The 17604-nt window shown below is 41.5% G+C and carries 15 protein-coding genes; 10 read left to right on the top strand and 5 right to left on the bottom strand.

Annotated features, from left to right (window positions below; genetic code table 11):
- The first annotated feature begins 22 nt into the window (after positions 1–22).
- From DTA23_RS18765 to DTA23_RS18755, 3 genes are all read left to right on the top strand, one after another.
- Positions 23–322: an Rdx family protein gene (locus DTA23_RS18765; protein ID WP_112375641.1), complete on the top strand. Its 300-nt coding sequence runs from the start codon at positions 23–25 to the stop codon at positions 320–322.
- A 67-nt stretch (positions 323–389) separates the two neighbouring features.
- Entirely contained in the window at positions 390–1226 is an 837-nt protein-coding gene (locus DTA23_RS18760; protein WP_172462458.1) for a methylated-DNA--[protein]-cysteine S-methyltransferase, read from the top strand.
- A 22-nt stretch (positions 1227–1248) separates the two neighbouring features.
- On the top strand, positions 1249–1860 hold the full coding sequence (locus DTA23_RS18755) for an alpha-ketoglutarate-dependent dioxygenase AlkB family protein (RefSeq protein ID WP_112375640.1): 612 nt from the start codon (positions 1249–1251) through the stop codon (positions 1858–1860).
- A gap of 121 nt (positions 1861–1981) precedes the next feature.
- Here DTA23_RS18755 and DTA23_RS18750 read toward each other — a convergent pair whose 3' ends face one another.
- Positions 1982–3862, bottom strand: a complete 1881-nt coding sequence (locus DTA23_RS18750; protein ID WP_172462457.1) for a M1 family metallopeptidase — start codon at positions 3860–3862, stop codon at positions 1982–1984.
- A gap of 196 nt (positions 3863–4058) precedes the next feature.
- Here DTA23_RS18750 and DTA23_RS18745 point away from each other — a divergent pair, with 196 nt between their 5' ends.
- The 4 genes from DTA23_RS18745 (at position 4059) to DTA23_RS18730 (ending at position 11685) form a co-directional block, all read left to right on the top strand.
- Positions 4059–5354, top strand: a complete 1296-nt coding sequence (locus DTA23_RS18745) for a BamA/TamA family outer membrane protein (protein ID WP_256604303.1) — start codon at positions 4059–4061, stop codon at positions 5352–5354.
- 121 nt (positions 5355–5475) lie between these two features.
- Positions 5476–6273, top strand: a complete 798-nt coding sequence (locus DTA23_RS18740; RefSeq protein ID WP_112375639.1) for a hypothetical protein — start codon at positions 5476–5478, stop codon at positions 6271–6273.
- 18 nt (positions 6274–6291) lie between these two features.
- Positions 6292–8361 carry a TonB-dependent receptor gene (locus DTA23_RS18735; RefSeq protein ID WP_112375638.1) on the top strand — a complete coding sequence of 690 codons (2070 nt, stop codon included), beginning with the start codon at positions 6292–6294 and terminating at the stop codon, positions 8359–8361.
- A gap of 9 nt (positions 8362–8370) precedes the next feature.
- Positions 8371–11685, top strand: a complete 3315-nt coding sequence (locus DTA23_RS18730; RefSeq protein WP_112375637.1) for a DEAD/DEAH box helicase — start codon at positions 8371–8373, stop codon at positions 11683–11685.
- Positions 11686–11756: 71 nt separating this feature from the next.
- On the opposite strand, the gene DTA23_RS18725 is transcribed toward DTA23_RS18730, so the two are convergent.
- Entirely contained in the window at positions 11757–12260 is a 504-nt protein-coding gene (locus tag DTA23_RS18725; RefSeq protein WP_112375636.1) for a hypothetical protein, read from the bottom strand.
- A gap of 111 nt (positions 12261–12371) precedes the next feature.
- On the bottom strand, positions 12372–12857 hold the full coding sequence (locus tag DTA23_RS18720; protein WP_146753116.1) for a hypothetical protein: 486 nt from the start codon (positions 12855–12857) through the stop codon (positions 12372–12374).
- Positions 12858–13002: 145 nt separating this feature from the next.
- On the opposite strand from DTA23_RS18720, the gene DTA23_RS18715 reads away from it, so the two are divergent.
- Genes DTA23_RS18715 through DTA23_RS18705 form a run of 3 tightly spaced genes read left to right on the top strand, consistent with a single transcriptional unit; the run spans position 13003 to position 16092 of the window.
- A complete protein-coding gene (locus DTA23_RS18715; protein ID WP_172462456.1) occupies positions 13003–13449 on the top strand; it encodes a MarR family winged helix-turn-helix transcriptional regulator in 447 nt (148 codons plus the stop codon).
- A 34-nt stretch (positions 13450–13483) separates the two neighbouring features.
- Positions 13484–14545, top strand: coding sequence for an HlyD family secretion protein (locus DTA23_RS18710; protein WP_112375633.1), 1062 nt, complete (start codon positions 13484–13486; stop codon positions 14543–14545).
- A 2-nt stretch (positions 14546–14547) separates the two neighbouring features.
- Positions 14548–16092 carry an MFS transporter gene (locus tag DTA23_RS18705; protein WP_112375632.1) on the top strand — a complete coding sequence of 515 codons (1545 nt, stop codon included), beginning with the start codon at positions 14548–14550 and terminating at the stop codon, positions 16090–16092.
- On the opposite strand, the gene DTA23_RS18700 is transcribed toward DTA23_RS18705, so the two are convergent.
- Entirely contained in the window at positions 16093–16842 is a 750-nt protein-coding gene (locus tag DTA23_RS18700) for a class I SAM-dependent methyltransferase (RefSeq protein ID WP_112375631.1), read from the bottom strand. It abuts the gene before it with no gap.
- Between the two features lie 17 nt (positions 16843–16859).
- Entirely contained in the window at positions 16860–17558 is a 699-nt protein-coding gene (radC, locus tag DTA23_RS18695; protein WP_070565979.1) for a RadC family protein, read from the bottom strand.
- Positions 17559–17604: the final 46 nt, after the last annotated feature.

Below are 17604 nucleotides of genomic sequence, written 5' to 3'. Positions count from 1 at the left end.
ACAACGCACTTTAACTTAACTCATGGCAACAAAACCTGTTATTGAAATTGAATATTGTCCAAAATGCAATTGGATGCTGCGTGCCGCCTATATGGCGCAGGAGGTGCTGAGTTCGTTCACGGATGAAATCCATGGCGTTATGCTGGTCCCCAGCGAAATTGCAGGCCGTTATACCGTACGGGTAGCGGATCAGGAGATTTTCGATCGAAAAAGAGCGGGTCGATTCCCCGAAATAAAAGAACTCAAACAACTGATCCGCGATCTAGTTGCACCAGATAAATCCTTAGGTCATTCGGACAAATCTCCTTCATCCAACATTTAATTTAGCATAAATCGGATTTTAAAGACTTCTTCTTATTAGCAACTTTGTATAAATTAAATGAACAATCATGACTATTCAACAAGAAGTAGATTTTCAACGTATCGCCAAGGCCATACATTTCTTACAGGAAAACTTTAAGACACAGCCTACATTGGGTCAGATCGCTTCTCATGTTTACATGAGTGAAGCTCATTTTCAACGCATGTTTACCGCATGGGCAGGTACAAGTCCCAAGAAATTCTTACAATATGTGAGTATAAATCATGCAAAATCATTGCTCAAGGAAAATAACATTGCTGAAACAACATTCCAGCTTGGCCTTTCCAGCAGCAGTAGACTTCATGAGCTATTCATCAATATTGAGGGGATGACTCCCGCTGAATATAAAAATGAAGGTTCCAATCTATTGATTTCCTACGCCTATTATCAGAGCTTATTCGGCACAATGCTCATTGCATCCACTTCTAAAGGTATTTGTCATATTGCTTATGCCGATGACAACTTAATAGCTTTTGACACCCTTCAACAACGCTTTCCGAATGCAACATATCGACAACAGGGAAATAGCATGCACGAGAATGCACTCAAAGCATTAAATCCACAAGACAAAGACATCCGTCAGGTAAAATTGCATTTAAAAGGCACTGATTTTCAATTGAAAGTCTGGGAAGCTTTATTAAAAATCCCTATGGGTAACTTAAGTACCTACGGTGCCATCGCTTCTCAAATCGGAAACCCCAAGGCCTCCCGTGCTGTCGGTACAGCTATCGGAAGCAATCCGATCGCTTACCTTATCCCTTGTCATCGAGTGATACAAAACAGCGGAATATTTGGCGGCTACCGATGGAATCCGATGCGGAAAACAGCGATGATCGGATGGGAGACTTTACATACCGCTATTTAGTAAACACACACAATACGATAACATGGAACTTTTCGACAATCTCTTCGATGGCAATAGAAATCTACTCCCTTACGATGGGACTGTCAATTATTATGGCAAAATACTGTCTCCGCAGGAAGCAAACCACTATTTTGATAAACTCATGGACTCGATCGAATGGGTAAATGATCGCGCCATTATTTTTGGAAATGAAATCGTCACCAAGCGAAAGGTGGCTTGGTATGGCGATCAGGCTTTCGAATATAGTTATTCCAACACCACTAAAAGGGCGCTTCCCTGGACACAGGAACTTCTTGAGCTGAAAAAAATTGCCGAAGAGCAAACACAGGAAACCTATAATTCCTGCCTGTTGAATCTGTACCACAATGGCGACGAGGGAATGGCCTGGCACAGTGACGGTGAAAAAGACCTCAAAAAAAATGGAGCAATTGCTTCTTTAAGCTTTGGTGCTGAACGAAAGTTTGCTTTTAAACACAAAACGAGCAAAGAAAAAATAGACATTATCTTGGGGCATGGAAGCTTATTGGTGATGAAAGGTCTTACACAAACGTATTGGCTGCATCGGCTTCCACCGACAAAGAAGGCATTCAGCGCACGAATTAATCTGACATTTCGAAGCATCGATCAGCTGTAGTTGTTCGTAGCGGGGCAAGGCTGACACCAACGAACAGCTATTTTTCCGCAGACTAAAACAGGATTCAGTAAACAATCGTGTCAACCTTTTCAGAACATAAAGGCTGACACGATCAATCGGATTACTTTATAACGTTCCAGCTGTTGTCTTTAGCTGTGTAATCCATAAAAATACCACCGTCCAAGGTAATATTTTTCACCTTTTTGGTCGAACTCCAAGTCATGCTTGCCTGTTTTTCATTGTGTTGCCAAATTGCTGGAGTTTGATGTTTTGTCTCCACCGATCCATCTGCATAGGTAATCAACACATCAAACGGAATTGCAAATCCTCCTACATTGGTAATTGTAAGTGTATTTTTACCGCCGAGTTGCTTAAAGCTATCCACTTTAAGGTCGATGTAATTATTGGTAAAATACCAATTTTTCCAATACCAATTTAAATTTTGCCCAGCTCCGGCGTTGATGCTGTAAAAAAAGTCCCAAGGCGTCGGATGCTTTCCATGCCATAACTCCATATAATGATGTAATGCTTTTTTAAACAGCTCATCGCCCAAATAATCCCGTAATGCAATATAAGACAACGCGGCCTTGATGTAAGCATTATTACCATACCCTAAACCACTTAACTGAGAGGTCATCGTAATCAGGGGTTGATCTTCTTCTGTAGAAGGGTCAAAAATATAGCGCTTTACGCGAGCATCCTTAAAAAGCTCTTTGTTTTTTTCGACACCAATCTCCGCATTTCCGATCCAGAATTCCAATGCAGTAGCCCAACCTTCATCCATATAACCGTATCGCGTCTCATTGATACCCATGTAAAAAGGAAAATAAGTATGTGCAATTTCATGGTCTGCTGTTTGCCGTGCATCCACAAGATTATCTGGAACACTCGAATCGTTGATCATCATCGGATATTCCATATCTGCAAATCCCTGAACGGCTGTCATTGTTGGGTATGGATAGGTGACACCAGGCCAATTTTTAGAAAACCAGTTAATGCAGTATTGTTGCCAGCCAATATATTGTTCAAAATCTGGCGTTCCGGCGACATAGCTGGATTGCACACTGACGCGTTTGCTTCCCAAATCTACACTCCCGCCATCCCAGATATAATTGTCACTCACACTGAAACAAAAATCAGGTACATAGCTTGCTTTGAAGTTCCACGTATTCCAAGCTTCTTGCGCTGTCACCTTCCCCGATTTCATTTCGGCATCAGTCGCGATATGTATTGGGGTATCGCTGACTTTTGATTTTTCGAAACGGTCCAGAATAGGTTTCTGCAGTACCTCAGCCGCATTGGTCAATTCACCTGTCGCCCAGACAACAAAGTTCTTCGGAACGGATATCTCAAATTGATAATCGTTGAAACCATTGTAGAATTCTTGCCGGCCATTATGTTCCAAAAGATCCCAGCCATTGTAATCGTCGTATACAGACACACGCGGATAGGCGTAAGCACAATAAAAGGTAGACGCATTCAGCAGTCCTTCACGGTCGCTTTCGACAGATAAAGGGTATTCCCAGCTAATGTCCAACGTTGCAGTACTTCCCGGAAGGATTTTCTGTCCAAAATCGCCCAACTTCACCGTCCCCCAGTCCTTGCTGTTTACGTCGTAAACTTGACCATTTAGTTTAAACGACTTTATCTTTAGACCCGAAGTCAGGTAATCGTCCGAAGCGTATGCCGCACGTACCGCATTGGGTTTGTGCACATTGTTTACAAATCGGATAGCCAAGCGATTCAATGTATCAGGACTATGGTTTGTGTACAGAATAGTCTCTGTTCCACTCACCATCTTTGTAGCCGGATCCAATTGCACCCGCACATCATACTTTCCAAAATTCTGCCAATAGTTTTTTCCCGGTATGCCCGTTGTAGTACGGGTCCCCTTTGCGATCGCTTGCTGAATATTCCTTGGGGTATACAGTTCTTGTGCATGAGCAGCCCCTGTCAATAAAAGCAACGTCAATCCGTAATTCAATATAGTGCCTCCTATCATATCCTAGTTTAAATAATCAAACTAAGATAAATTTGCTGTGATTTGCAAGTTTAATTCTCCAGCTTCGCAAGAAAAATAAACTTCTCCAACACAATACCCTATTCGCATTTGTTCAACCATCAAAAAGACAGGCTCCAAGTGCCGGAGAAAACATTTTATTTTCTTTTACGTTTAGTTTTAAGATAAGCTCGAATGTATGCATCAACTTTTACGTTATAACGATTTCTTCCGATACGCTTTTTTAGGAATACTTTTAATTTCAATCCCTACACTCCTTGCAGCTCAAAATGATGTGAAAGCAGACTCTGTTGCACAGTACAAACAGCAGCGTGACTCTGCCTTGGCTAGTCAATACGATATATCGGATCTCATCGGAAGAATAATACATCCCAAACGAAAAAAGGAACATGCAAGTAAACGTTCTCCCATCACCTTAATGCCCAACATTGCCTACAACCCAACCATAGGTGGTCAGATCGGAATCAAGGCTGTCGCCGGGAAAGTACTAGGTGATCCCAAAACAACCACCATGTCGATCGCAGCGACATCCGCCTCGATCACCACGAAAAATATTATGGTCTTCTATATCAGCCACAATGTATTTACTCCGAACAATAAACTAAATTTTCAGGGTGCTTTTGCACTTGTCAAAATGGTGGCTTTAGACGCAGGGCTGGGCATGACTCCCCATGGAAAATGGAACAATGCCGATGAAGAGATTCTTGCCAACCCCGACCATAAGAAATACGGCGCAAAATATAATGCATTTACATTTAATGAAAAAGTCTATAAACGCATCGCCGACGGGCTATTTGTTGGGGCCGGACTGGCGTTTGACTTACGACGGAAAATAACCAGCAGCGGCCCGAATGGCAACGTTACGCCCAACACCATCTACACCGAAAAACATGGCTTCGAGCCCGACAGTTACAATTCCAACGGCCTATTGCTCAATATGCAATATATGACCAGAGACAATCCCAACAGGCCTTACAAGGGTATATATTCAGATATCGGTGTGCGATGGAACACAACGCTGCTGGGTAGCAGCAAAAGTGCAGTACAGCTTACCACCGACTTTCGCAAATACTTTAGTCTATCCCAGTCCGACCCAGCTCATGTACTCGCCTTCTGGTATTGGGGTTCCTATAAACTTGGTGGTACTCTGCCCTATTTTGATCTTCCAGGAACAGGAAGGGACGTAGCCGTCAGAAGCGGCCGCGGTTATACCATCGGTTATTTCAAAGGAATTTCTTTCGGTTATGCCGAAACAGAATACCGCTTCCCAATTTTAAAGAATCGCTTTTTGAGCGGAGCTGCTTTTTTTAACCTACAGACTGCCAGCGACGAACTGGGCACCAAACTTTTTGAAAGGTGGCAACCTGGGGGTGGTGCCGGGTTGCGAGTTCTCTTTAACAAATCAACACGCACAAATCTATGTCTGGACTATGCCTTTGGAAAATATGGTTCCCGTGGTTTCTTTTGGGGCTGAATGAAGCTTTCTAATTCCAGGCTGCGGCAGCTTTCTTTGCCATAAAATAACTAAATTAGCCGATGTTATTGCTCTTTCGCTGCATGAAGAGTGACTGCATAAGCATTGACGATACTTCATCATGAATTTAAAAACCTTTTTTCTATACATTCCATTATGTTTAGGTCTCGTTTCCTGTCATCAGGCAAAGACGCCAACACCAACATCAACGAAAAGTGAAGACCAAAAGAAAGAACAAGTAGCCCTTCCTGCCTCCGCGTCGCTCCCATCGGATACGTCGAGCTACGATAGCCCGCGTTTTGAAGGCAGGGTAAAAGAACAAGCGCAGCAGTTAATGGAAATGAATGATGCCGGCCTCTTCGATAAACTTCATCAGAAGTTAACGACAACACTACCGGCGGACCAGAAGGATTATTTTCTTAGGCATCCTACCTTAGCTGTTTTAGCGATCACCAAAGGGAATATCTTTGAAAATGGTGCCGATGACCTTGGGTATATTGTGTACAATAAAGATAATCATCGCATCGAAATCATCCTATTGGATCGTAAGAACAATACATTCAACACACTGTATAAAGAATTAAAAGTTGTCAATACCCTTCAAAATTCGGATTGTTCATCCAGCTTTGGATCGCTCGATTATCTTGTTGCTTCCGAACTGATTTACCAAGAGGATTATATTCGCCTAAACAATTCAAATTACCTGATTGACGACAACTCCTTTGAGGTGACCGATATTTCTACGAACAAAAACTTCGATTTGCAGCAGGGCTGTCTGAACAAAAACATCGCAAAAGATGCCATGGCCAACAGTCTTTGTGTACCGACCAGCTCCGTATACGCGAATTTTCAATGCTTAAAATACAATAAGAAAAAGCAGATTTTTGAAATTTATTTCAGTCAGGAATTTGCAGACTAAGCCGAACTAACCCGAACAATGAAAAGATATTACCTACTTGCTACCCTTGGTTTATGTAGCAAATTATATGCGCAAGAAGTGGATACTACAACTAATCGGCTAGAACAAGTCGAAGTTAAAGCCTACTTCAATAAACAACCGCTATTGCGATTGACATCTTCTGCGGCTGTGTTAAGCAGCCAAATGATCCAATCCCAGCAGTCGCCCTCTTTTGTTTCGGCAATGAACAGGGTACCGGGTTTACGGATGGAAGAACGTTCTCCTGGAAGTTACCGGCTTGCACTCCGCGGGAGTATGATCCGTTCACCTTTTGGTGTTCGCAATGTTAAAATCTATCTGGACGACTTTCCGCTTACTGACGCCGGCGGGAACACCTATCTTAACTTGCTCGATCCCTATGCAATCGAGCAAATCAATATCTTGAAAGGTCCGGACGGGTCGATCTACGGGGCCAATTCAGGCGGTATACTCTCCTTATATAGTAAAGGATTTGATCAATCTGCAAAACCTGAAGTCAATCTCCAATTAACGGGAGGCTCCTATGGTCTTTTCCAGGAGCAGCTCAATGCAATATTACCCGTCAGCAAGACGCAACAACTTGCCGTCAATCAGAGTTGGACGAGAAGTGACGGTTATCGCCAAAATTCAGCCTTAAACAAAAAGAATATCCAGCTCAATTACAATTGGCAATATGCAAAAACATCCGAATTAAAATTCACGGGGCTCTATTCGGATCTCGGTTACCAAACTCCGGGAGGGCTCACCGCAGCACAAATGGAAAGCGACCGCAGGCAAGCCCGGCCAAAGGGCGGACCAAACCCTGGTGCTGCTGAACAAAAAGCAGCAATCTACGATAAGACATTCTTTGGTGGACTGAGCAACCAGACGCATCTCAGTTCTAAGATGACCTTATTCGCGAGTGTATTTGGTTCATCCAATCAGATCAAAAATCCCTTCATCACCAATTACGAGAAAAGAGATGAAAAGAACATAGGAACGCGCCTGTATTTATCGTATGCCGATCTGTTGAGCAGAGATTTAAAATATGAAGTCCAACTGGGCCTGGAAGCACAAAAGGGTTGGTATGCTATTGACAATTATGACAACGCCCAAGGTGTCGCTACCGATCCTCAGGCCAAGGACAAATTGAAAAACAGTCAGCAATCATTTTTTGCACGCACCCAGCTGGAGTGGCTGGAGCGTCTTCAGGTAGAGCTGTCACTCGGATTAAATGAGAATAAAATTGGCTACCAGCAACGTTACCCTGTTCCACAGGAGAACAAAGAAAACATTGATTTCGGAAGTACATGGATGCCAAGAGCTGCTCTATCGTATTTGATCACACCAATGTTCGCACTTAGGGCTTCGATTTCTAAAGGTTTCTCTGCACCAACTGTTGCTGAGGTCCGCTCGTCAGACAATACAATTAATACGATGTTGAAGCCAGAAACAGGTACAAACCACGAACTGGGACTGCGTTGGCATTTGTGGAATCGCCGGATTATTTTAGATGCAGCGGCCTACACCTATCAAATGAACAATGCCATTATCCGGCAGGTACGGGACAATGGTGCTGAATATTTTCAAAATGCGGGTAAAATAAACCAAAAGGGACTGGAAGCATCGCTATTCGTCTATTTGATCAGGCCTCAAGCGACCGGTATGGTCCGTAGCCTACAACTGACCAGTAATTTTTCCCTCAACGACTACAGTTTCAAAACCTACCAGATAGGTGACAAAAACTATAAGGACAATAAACTCCCTGCGGTTCCTAAAACGGTATGGGTAAATTCGTTGAATATACTCTTCCCGAATGAATGCCAATTGGATCTTCTTTCCAATTTAACAGCCGCAATACCACTGGACGATGCAAACACTGTTTATGCCAAACGGTATCATCTTTTGCAAGGCAAATTATCCTGGAGCAAAGCTGTCTGTTCACAATATAAAATCAGATTTTTTGTAGGGGCCGACAATCTACTCAATCAAAAATATAGTCTTGGAAACGATATCAATGCTTTTGGAGGACGGTATTTTAATCCTGCCCCATTACGTAATTATTATGGCGGAATGAGTTTTAATTTTTAACCAAGGATCATGGAATTCCATCAGTATACATTGACCGATATCGATTTCACCAAGGTGAGCCGCTATTCTTATTTTCCTTGGATGGACCTGACACTGGCTCATTTACAGATCAATGCGATGGAGATGGAGGTCAATCAGGCAACTTTTCAGGTACTGGAGAATTACACCGATTTTGAAGTGATGATCATTTATACGGCACCCACAACAGCCGTCTTTTGCAATTGTCCACAAAGTGGATTCTGTCGTCATCAAAAGGCGGCTTTAAGTAAATTATTTACACAGGAGAATTGGCTGGCATTTTTTGATCACAACCGCTATCAGCATCTACTCAAGAAGGTTGCGGCACAATATGGACTGGAAAAGGAATCGTCTTTAGAAAACTATTTTTCAGCCCAGATCAAAGCAGGGAAGCTGGAGTTTCTATTAAAAGACAAACAGCTAACCTCCATTGATGACTTTGATCTCGTAGAGGAATCTCTTGCCCCAAAGGCCAAGACGACAGTCGAACAGCAACATCATTTTGTGGTGTTAACGCGCAACCGGTATTACAAAAATCTACAAATACTCCTGTGTCAATCCCCCATGACGAAATCCGGCGTACCAAAAAACCCGGTTTCTTCCAGTGAGAGCCAGTCTCATATCTGGCAAAGCAGCTCGATTGAGGAAATGCAATTTTACACCGCTGTTTACCAATTTTCTCAAGCTGTGCAACAGAATATCGAAATCAGCTCAACCCTCAAGGCGATTGCAAAAAACCCCTTACATCTCGATTTTTACCTGCATGACTATGAGAAATCCGAAAATATTACAGCCTCCACTTTATCGCCGGTACAATTAAGCCTAAACAAAGGTGATATTAAGCTTTTTATTACAAAAAAAGGTGCATTTTATGCCATTCAGGGAGAAATTCATATCCATACCATCACCTACAGTTTACAGGATTTAAATGTTCTTCTGGACCATTTTATTCTTATCAAAAATCAACTTTTTCTGATTGAGAATAAACATCACCTTAAGTTGATTCGTTTGTTTGGCAACAAGGGGGAACAACTGTTGGTCCATCAACGTAAGTTCGAAGAGTTCAACAGGTTGTTTTTGGAACAGATCGCACATTCTGTGGAGTTGAATTTTAAAGATATTCCAAAAGCAAGCAAGCCACAGTTGAAGGAAAACCTGTATTATCAGGACATGCAGTCCCTTTTGTTTTTGGAGGAATCGGAAGATTTTGTTAATCTTATCCCTGTCATGCGTTATGGTGAGGTGGAAATTCCTATTTTAAGTAAGCGGAATATATTTGGCACCGACAGCAAGGGTACGCAATTTTTGGTCGATCGGAAACGTGAGGCTGAAACAAAAGTTATTTCACTGTTACTGAAACAGCATCCGTATTTTCAGGAGCAAATGGATGAGGGAAGCTTTCAGCATTTTTATCTGCACCGCAAATACTTTCTGGACAGCAACTGGTTTCTGGATGCTTTTGAGGAGTGGCAGCATCAAGGGATACAGATCATCGGATTTAATGCGCTACGTGGAAATAAATTAAGTCGCTTTAAAGGGAAAATACATGTGGAAGTCCTCAGTGGACAAAATTGGTTCAATGCCAATATAAAGGTGTCATTTGGCCCCAAAAGTGTCTCGCTAAAAAAACTTGAAAAGGCTGTACGGAACCGCTCGCAATTCATTACATTGGATGATGGCACCCATGGGATTTTACCGGAACAGTGGCTCGATAAATTTGAGGCCTATTTTAATGCTGCCGAATCGATAGCTGATGATTTCATTGAAATTCCAAAATACAAATTCAATGAGATCGATCAATTATTTGATCAGGCGGAGCTTGCCCCCGTCTTGTTGGCAGAGCTCAGCACCTTGAGAAAGCAGCTCGCCAATTTCCCCTCGCTATCCGAGGTCCAGGTACCGACCATTTTTATCGGAAACTTACGTCCTTATCAGCAGCAGGGCTTACAATGGCTACATTTTTTAGAGGGGCTTAACTTTGGCGCCTGTCTTGCCGATGACATGGGACTTGGCAAAACAATCCAAATATTAGCCTTTCTGGCTACTCAAAAAGCAAAGGGACAATCTGCACCAACGTTACTGGTACTTCCCACGACCTTAATTTTTAATTGGCGGCATGAAATCCAACAATTTCTTCCATCGTTCCAAACGCTCGTCTTAGATGGTCCAAATAGAATAGAAAAAGGGATGCAGTTTGAACAATACGACCTGGTTTTAATTTCTTATCACAACCTGCTGACGGATATCAATATCCTAAAAAAAACAACCTTCAATTATGTCATATTGGATGAATCGCAGCAAATCAAAAACCCGGATTCCCAGCGCTACAAGACAGTAAATTTGTTAAAATCAAGAAATCGCATCATCTTAACGGGAACTCCTATCGAGAATAATACGATGGATCTTTATGCACAGCTTTCCTTTATTGTGCCAGGTCTACTTGGAAGCAAAAAATATTTCAAAGATGTCTATACGACTCCTATAGATGCTTTCCACGACCGCAAGAGAAAAAAAGTGCTGAAAGAGAAAATAAAACCTTTTATTCTTCGGAGAACAAAGCAGGATGTGTTGCGTGATCTTCCTGCAAAAAATGAGCTGGTCCTTTACTGTGAAATGAAAACTGCCCAGCGGCGAATTTATGATCTTTATGAAAAAGAGTTTCGGGATTTTATCTCTGCCAAAGATGGTGATGAAATCAAGAAAAGCCCCATGCATGTACTAAAGGGGCTAACAAAATTGCGTCAGATATGTAATTCAAGCAAACTTCTCCAAAATGAAGATCTGACTAGCGCTGCGGATTCTGCCAAAATCGAAATGCTTATTGAGCAGATTCAACATAAAAAAGACCAGCACAAAATGATCGTGTTTTCCCAGTTTGTTAGTATGCTCAACCTGATTAAAGAGGCTTTGGACAAACAAGGTATTTGTTCGCTGATGCTCACTGGCCAGTCCAAAGATCGAGGTAAATTGGTGAGTGACTTTCAATCCGACAAGAATATCCCCGTTTTTCTGATCAGTCTGAAAGCCGGTGGTACCGGACTTAATCTTACCGCAGCGGATGTTGTGTACCTGGTAGACCCCTGGTGGAACCCTGCTGTTGAACAACAGGCGATCGACAGGATCTATCGCATGGGGCAACAAAAGACAGTTACCGCTGTTCGATTAATCAGCCCTAACACAGTCGAAGATAAAATTCAAATATTACAGCAACATAAAAAGGAGATTAGCAACAGTATCCTGGATGATGGTGGAAGTATAGATGCCTTTTATCTGGACAAAAGCTATTTAATGAATTTGCTACGGTAAACTATTGAAATTAAAAAAGGGGACATCAATCGATATCCCCTTTTCTACCATAATTCGTTTTTAGCTGCGCTTTACTTATTGTCAGAAATGTATGTTTTATTACCATTTCCGTTGATATAGTATCTTCCTCCTTTTGGACCAAGATAAACTGTATGGCCGTTGTATTTTTCACTTGTTGCTTTATCAGCTGTCGCTACGGCATCCTTTTTAACAGCAGCGGCTTGTTTTTCAGCTTTAGCACTTTCTTTTTTCACGGCTTTTTCCTTCGCTTCCGCTGGTGCTGCTGGCACTGCCTTTGTATCAGCCATCTTTTTCGCCTGCGTTGACTTTTCCTTCACTGCAGCTTCCTTCTTCTCTTTGACTGCGGCTTCCTTCTTTGCTGTAGCTTTCACAGGCGCTGTTTTCGTTTCGGCCTCGTTGGCTTTAATCTTTACATCTTTTGCTTTTTGTTCAGACTTTTTGGCGTCTTTTTCCATTTTTTTAGGAGCCGTTTGTGCATGGGATTGTCCCAATCCGAATGCAGCGATCAAAGCTAATGCAGCTGTGATCTTTTTGAAACGATCTATTGCTTTCATAACGCAATTGTTATTAAAATAATTGTAAATAAAAGTACAATACAAATGCCATATTTCGATCTAATTTCTTGAACAAAAGATTTTTAACATACTTTTAACTTAGCTAAGGGATTATTCGACAACTTGTTTTCTAAATTTCGAATCAATTATATATTTTACCCCCTTCGCATCTATAAATACAGGCTTTCCATGGTAGTGCTCATTACTGCGTCGATCAATGGCAACACGATACCGGGTGGGGGAGCTAGTGGAGCTATAGGTTATATTGCCAACCGATTCTCCAGGGCTCACAATTACTTCCGAACCTTCATATACGCGCTCACTCACCCTGCCCGTAAAACGCTGTTTTCCCGTTGACGTTTTTATTTTCTCCTGCTGCTCGGGCTCTTTATCGATCGGCGCAACGTCTAAGCTCATCACATCTATCTGAGCGCTTAAAGGGAAGAATAGATCTACCCAGCGATATACAAAATGATAATCGGTTTCTAAGTTATTAAAAGCATGCATTTGCTGTGCCCTTACAACACTTATCCCACCTCCTAAAATCAGCAATGGCAGTAGGCAACTTCTAAAGAAGATTAATTCAACTCTTAACATATCTTTTTTTCCTTTCGTTTAAGTGCTTCCAAATAAAATGCCATCTCTCTCTAAAGCACTCATCTTTAACACATTTTTAACTAAAATAAATTAGTTTGATATTTAACTGTTTTATATTTAACTTTGTATGATGAAAAACGACTCCATGAATCCAGTAAAACCCTTAGTAGATAGTATCATTGCTTTGCGGACGAGCTTAAAACAATACTATATACAGAAAATAAAGGAACAGCAATTGGAGATCACCTACGAAATGTTACAAGTATTAGCGGCGCTGTGGAAAAAGGAGCAAATGAATCAGCAAGATATAGCCATAGCGATACAAAAGAGCAAAGCAAGTGTCACCCCGCTGATTGATAACCTTTGTAAACGGGATTTGGTTAGGCGCGTCAGCGATCCCAATGACAGAAGGAATAATTTAATCGAATTAACAGTAAAGGGAGAAGAATATAGGACATTGTTGGACCCTGTCCAACAGGACCTCTACTGTGTGATCCTGCAGGAGATATCAGAAAAAAAAGTATTGGAAATTACAGAAACTCTCGAAAAATTGACCGCAATTATTGAGAAGCAATCGTATCGGGAGCCTTGATTTTCAGAAAAAAAAGAAGATAAGTAATTGAGTCATGAGCAATTCAACATTAAGTGAGAAAGAAATAAAACAAAGGCGGAAGATATGGATCATCAACATCCTATCTGCGGTCGTCATTGTGGTAACAATTATCTGGGGTATCTTAGTCTTTTTCCACATCAACGAATCTGTTTATACAGATGATGCCCAGGTAGATGCCCATATTACCCCTATAAATTCGCGTATCAGCGGTTATATCAAAGCAATTCGATTTGATGAGCATCAAAAAGTTCACAAAGGCGATACACTCGTCATTATTGATGATGCGGAGTACAGAATTTTATTACAAAATGCACAAGCCACTCTTGCCGATGCCAAAGCAAGTAAAACTATATCGCAATCTGGAAGTGCCATTGCCAGCAATAGTACTGCGATAGCAAATGCCAATATCGATGAGATGAGAGCCCGGCTAGATAATATGGAATTGAATTATAGGCGTTATGAGAGTCTGGTGAAAGATGAAGCAGTAGCGCAATATCAATTCGATCAGGTAAAAGCAGATTATGAGGCCATGTTAGCCAAATATAAGGCACTTTTGGCGCAAGAGCGTGTATCGAAACTTAACACACATGAGTCTGAACAGAAGCTGTCGGTCAATGATGCCTCATTACTAAAGGCCGAATCAGCGATTGATCTAGCCAAGTTAAACCTGTCGTATACGGTTATCACGGCACCGTACGACGGTGTATTGGGACGGCGGACGATAGAAGAAGGCCAATTGGTAAAAAACGGCACGCCATTGGTCAATATTGTACGTGATGAGCAGAAATGGATTACCGCAAATTATACCGAAAGTCAACTAAAAAATATTACCCTCGGGGCAAAAGTCAACATTGAAATTGATGCATTGGCAGGGAAGACATTTGAAGGTGAAGTAGCGGCCATATCTGAAGCAACAGGGTCTAAGTATTCTGCTGTTCCGGTTGACAATTCTACGGGGAACTTTGTTAAGGTACAACAGCGCATTCCGGTTAGAATTAATTTTACAGCATCCAATACCCCAAAAGATCTCGCCATGCTTCGCGTAGGTATGAATGCCATCATACGTATTAAATAATCATGAAAGATCGTATATTCAAAGATTGGTTGAGTTCAGGATGGGAATTGTTCTTTCTATTTGTGCTCAATATTCTATTTTCCTTCAATAATGGTATCCCCACATCCATTAACGCGTATGTCATGAATGGATATGCCGGTATCACCGCAGATCTGAGTATGGCTACATATTGTAATTATGCAGGAATGGTATGTGCCATACCGCTGGTATTTAGGTTATTGAAATTATTTTCCAAAAAGACGATATTAATCGTTTCCATCTTCATCATCCTCGCTTCCAATACGATTTTGGAACACGCCAATAATGGCGTCAACATCTGTATTGCTACATTTTTTATCGGAAGTGCCAAGATCATCGTCACGATTGCCATCATTGGGGAAATGATCCCTTTCCTCATGCCGCGTGGAGAGCGGTATCAATTATATGCGGTCTACTATCCTATGACAATGATCATTCCGGCCTTAGCAAGTTATATATCTGTTCTATTTGCAGCACGTTTCTATTGGGAAACTGTCTTTCTATTTCAAAATATACTACTGGCAGTAGCGTTGCTAATCTGCATTATCTTTATGAAATCGTCAGATTTTAAAAAGGTCCCGCTGTACCAGTATGACTGGTTTGGCAGTATTTTACTTTGTATTTCCTTATTGAACTTTGCCTATTTCAGCACATATGGTTTGACACAAAATTGGTTTCATTCCAAGTTTATTCTGGTCACGGGAATCGCATCACTCTGTTTCTTTATCCTTTTTATAAACAGAAATGCGCTCATCCGAAAATCACTCTTAAATTTTGAAGCATTTTCAACACGGATTCTGCCGATCTCCATTGGAACAATTTTTATTTTCGGCATTTTTTATAGTTCAACTTCACTTTACTCCTCTCTTTTGGGAATTACGCTGGGCACAAATCCATTGGAACTCGCCGAAATAAATACCTATGTGATCCCTAGCTATATCATTGGTGCAGTAATCGCTTATGTATATTTCAAAATCACAAAGAAATGTAAGTTTATTTTGGCATTCTCGGCGGCTTGTTATGCACTATCTTGTTTTTTCTTTGCAAGGATTATTGATCAACAGACAAACACGGCTTTATTCTATCTCCCTTTGACATTAAGAGGAATGGGTGTGATCACTTCCTATATTGGGATAGGCGTATATATGGCCGGCAATATCCCCAGCAAATATTACCTTTCTGGTTTAGTATTTTTGATTCTTACACGTTCATTTTTGGTCCCTGTAGTCTGGTCAAACGTCATTGCCAATTGGTATTACCACCTACAGATCCTTAATGCCAATAATCTTGCTGGTATAATCGATCGAACAAATAGCTTGGTGCTACAAAGAGGAAATATAATGAAATCGGTCCAAGTCCAAGCCTCGCTACTATCCATACGCGACGCCTACTCCGGGCTATTTATTATCGGGGTAATCCTAACGTTATTCATCTTAATCTTCCCTTTTCATTCTTCGCCTATGCGAAGAGTTTTCGACTGGAAGAGAAAAAATGCAACGAAAGAAGCTTTGCAAATTCCCATTTCTTAGTTAACTGATATAAATTTCGGTTATATACTTGAATACGATACGCTCAGAGATTGCGTACTTATCGAAAAGTGTACGGAGATCGTCATAGAGCGTTTTGTTTTCAGCCTGCTCTTTGGGAAAATAGGATGATGAACGTACTCTTCCCAAGAACGACCGAAGATCCAATATCTGTTGGTTTGGCAAGGTTATTTTGATCATTGGACGTGGTGAAAAAAATTGTTTGAGATCATCGTCACTGATATTTTTGTGACTGACAGATTGATAGCTTGGTATATGGCTGAGCAGAAAATCTTCGTATTCCTGTTGAAAAGCGTCGTCCGGATCACGCTGGTTCCAAACCAACACAATATGTCCATTTTCGGTGAGGATGCGGGCGAACTCCCTTTTACATGCATCCCGATCAAACCAATGAAACGATTGACCCGCAAAAATAAGATCGACACAGCCAGACTCAATGGATGTACTTTCGCCGGTGGCATTCAGCGCGATTAAATTCCGATAGGTTTTAAAATGATGCAATAAAGATTCACGCATTTTCCGATTGGGTTCAACAGCAAAAACGTCATTTCCATTTTCGAGAAAAAGTTGCGTAGATAGCCCAGTGCCACTACCAATATCGGCAACCAACCATTTTTTATCCAGCCCTATCTGTTCTTTAAGTACTTGAATAATCTCTTTTGGATAACAAGGTCTAAATTTCTCGTAATCGACAACCCGGTCTGTGAATCTATCAATACTGTTTTTGTTCATACTAAGAATTACTGTAACTAGTCGATTATACCTTCGTCTTTAAAACTATAATAGCCGTTATCGGTAAAGATTAAATGATCGGCAACTCTAATATCCATAATTTTAGAGGCTTCAACAATTTTTTGCGTCAGAATTTTGTCAGCATTGCTGGGATACAAGGTGCCCGATGGGTGGTTATGAACTAAAATAATGGCATGTGCTTTAAGGCTGAGTGCGGAGCGTAAAATTATCCGGACATCGACCGGCGTAAAATCATTACCACCACGGCCGATGAGCTGTTTGTCCAATATTTTATACCCCGTATTCAAATACAGAGTCCAAAACTCTTCATGAGGCAGATCCTGCAGGATGGGTTTCATCAAGTTGTAAACGAAGCGGCTGCTATTTACCAGCTTTCGTTCTTCTGCAGGCAGGTCGTTTTTGCGGCGGGCGAGCTCCAATGCCGCAATAATGGCGATGGCTTTTGCTTCACCTATCCCTTTATATAGGCTCAGTTCCGAGACCTCCATCATCGAAAGGGTGTGCAGGTTATTTTTGACATCAGCCAATATGCGTCGACATAATTCGACAGCACTTTCATTTTTGGAACCAGAGCCGATCAGGATAGCCAATAATTCGGCATCTGTAAGCGCCCTACGCCCCTGGCTCAATAGCTTCTCTCTCGGGCGGTCGGCCTCTGCCCACTCCCGAATGACTAGTTTGTACGGATTTGACATCTAAAGTTAATTATAATTGGCTAGCGTACATAAATATACAAAAAAT

The organism is Sphingobacterium multivorum, from assembly GCF_900457465.1.
GTDB lineage: Bacteria > Bacteroidota > Bacteroidia > Sphingobacteriales > Sphingobacteriaceae > Sphingobacterium > Sphingobacterium multivorum.
This window is presented reverse-complemented; position numbering and strand designations above follow the sequence as displayed.

Bases quoted from the DNA above. Each gene is read 5' to 3' on its own strand.
- DTA23_RS18750 (WP_172462457.1), bottom strand. From the start codon at position 3,862: ATGATAGGAGGCACTATATTGAATTACGGATTGACGTTGCTTTTATTG.
- DTA23_RS18730 (WP_112375637.1), top strand. From the start codon at position 8,371: ATGGAATTCCATCAGTATACATTGACCGATATCGATTTCACCAAGGTG.
- DTA23_RS18720 (WP_146753116.1), bottom strand. From the start codon at position 12,857: ATGTTAAGAGTTGAATTAATCTTCTTTAGAAGTTGCCTACTGCCATTG.
- DTA23_RS18755 (WP_112375640.1), top strand. From the start codon at position 1,249: ATGGAACTTTTCGACAATCTCTTCGATGGCAATAGAAATCTACTCCCT.
- DTA23_RS18705 (WP_112375632.1), top strand. From the start codon at position 14,548: ATGAAAGATCGTATATTCAAAGATTGGTTGAGTTCAGGATGGGAATTG.
- DTA23_RS18735 (WP_112375638.1), top strand. From the start codon at position 6,292: ATGAAAAGATATTACCTACTTGCTACCCTTGGTTTATGTAGCAAATTA.
- DTA23_RS18760 (WP_172462458.1), top strand. From the start codon at position 390: ATGACTATTCAACAAGAAGTAGATTTTCAACGTATCGCCAAGGCCATA.
- DTA23_RS18700 (WP_112375631.1), bottom strand. From the start codon at position 16,842: ATGAACAAAAACAGTATTGATAGATTCACAGACCGGGTTGTCGATTAC.
- DTA23_RS18710 (WP_112375633.1), top strand. From the start codon at position 13,484: ATGAGCAATTCAACATTAAGTGAGAAAGAAATAAAACAAAGGCGGAAG.
- DTA23_RS18725 (WP_112375636.1), bottom strand. From the start codon at position 12,260: ATGAAAGCAATAGATCGTTTCAAAAAGATCACAGCTGCATTAGCTTTG.
- DTA23_RS18765 (WP_112375641.1), top strand. From the start codon at position 23: ATGGCAACAAAACCTGTTATTGAAATTGAATATTGTCCAAAATGCAAT.
- DTA23_RS18740 (WP_112375639.1), top strand. From the start codon at position 5,476: ATGAATTTAAAAACCTTTTTTCTATACATTCCATTATGTTTAGGTCTC.
- DTA23_RS18715 (WP_172462456.1), top strand. From the start codon at position 13,003: ATGAATCCAGTAAAACCCTTAGTAGATAGTATCATTGCTTTGCGGACG.
- radC (WP_070565979.1), bottom strand. From the start codon at position 17,558: ATGTCAAATCCGTACAAACTAGTCATTCGGGAGTGGGCAGAGGCCGAC.
- DTA23_RS18745 (WP_256604303.1), top strand. From the start codon at position 4,059: ATGCATCAACTTTTACGTTATAACGATTTCTTCCGATACGCTTTTTTA.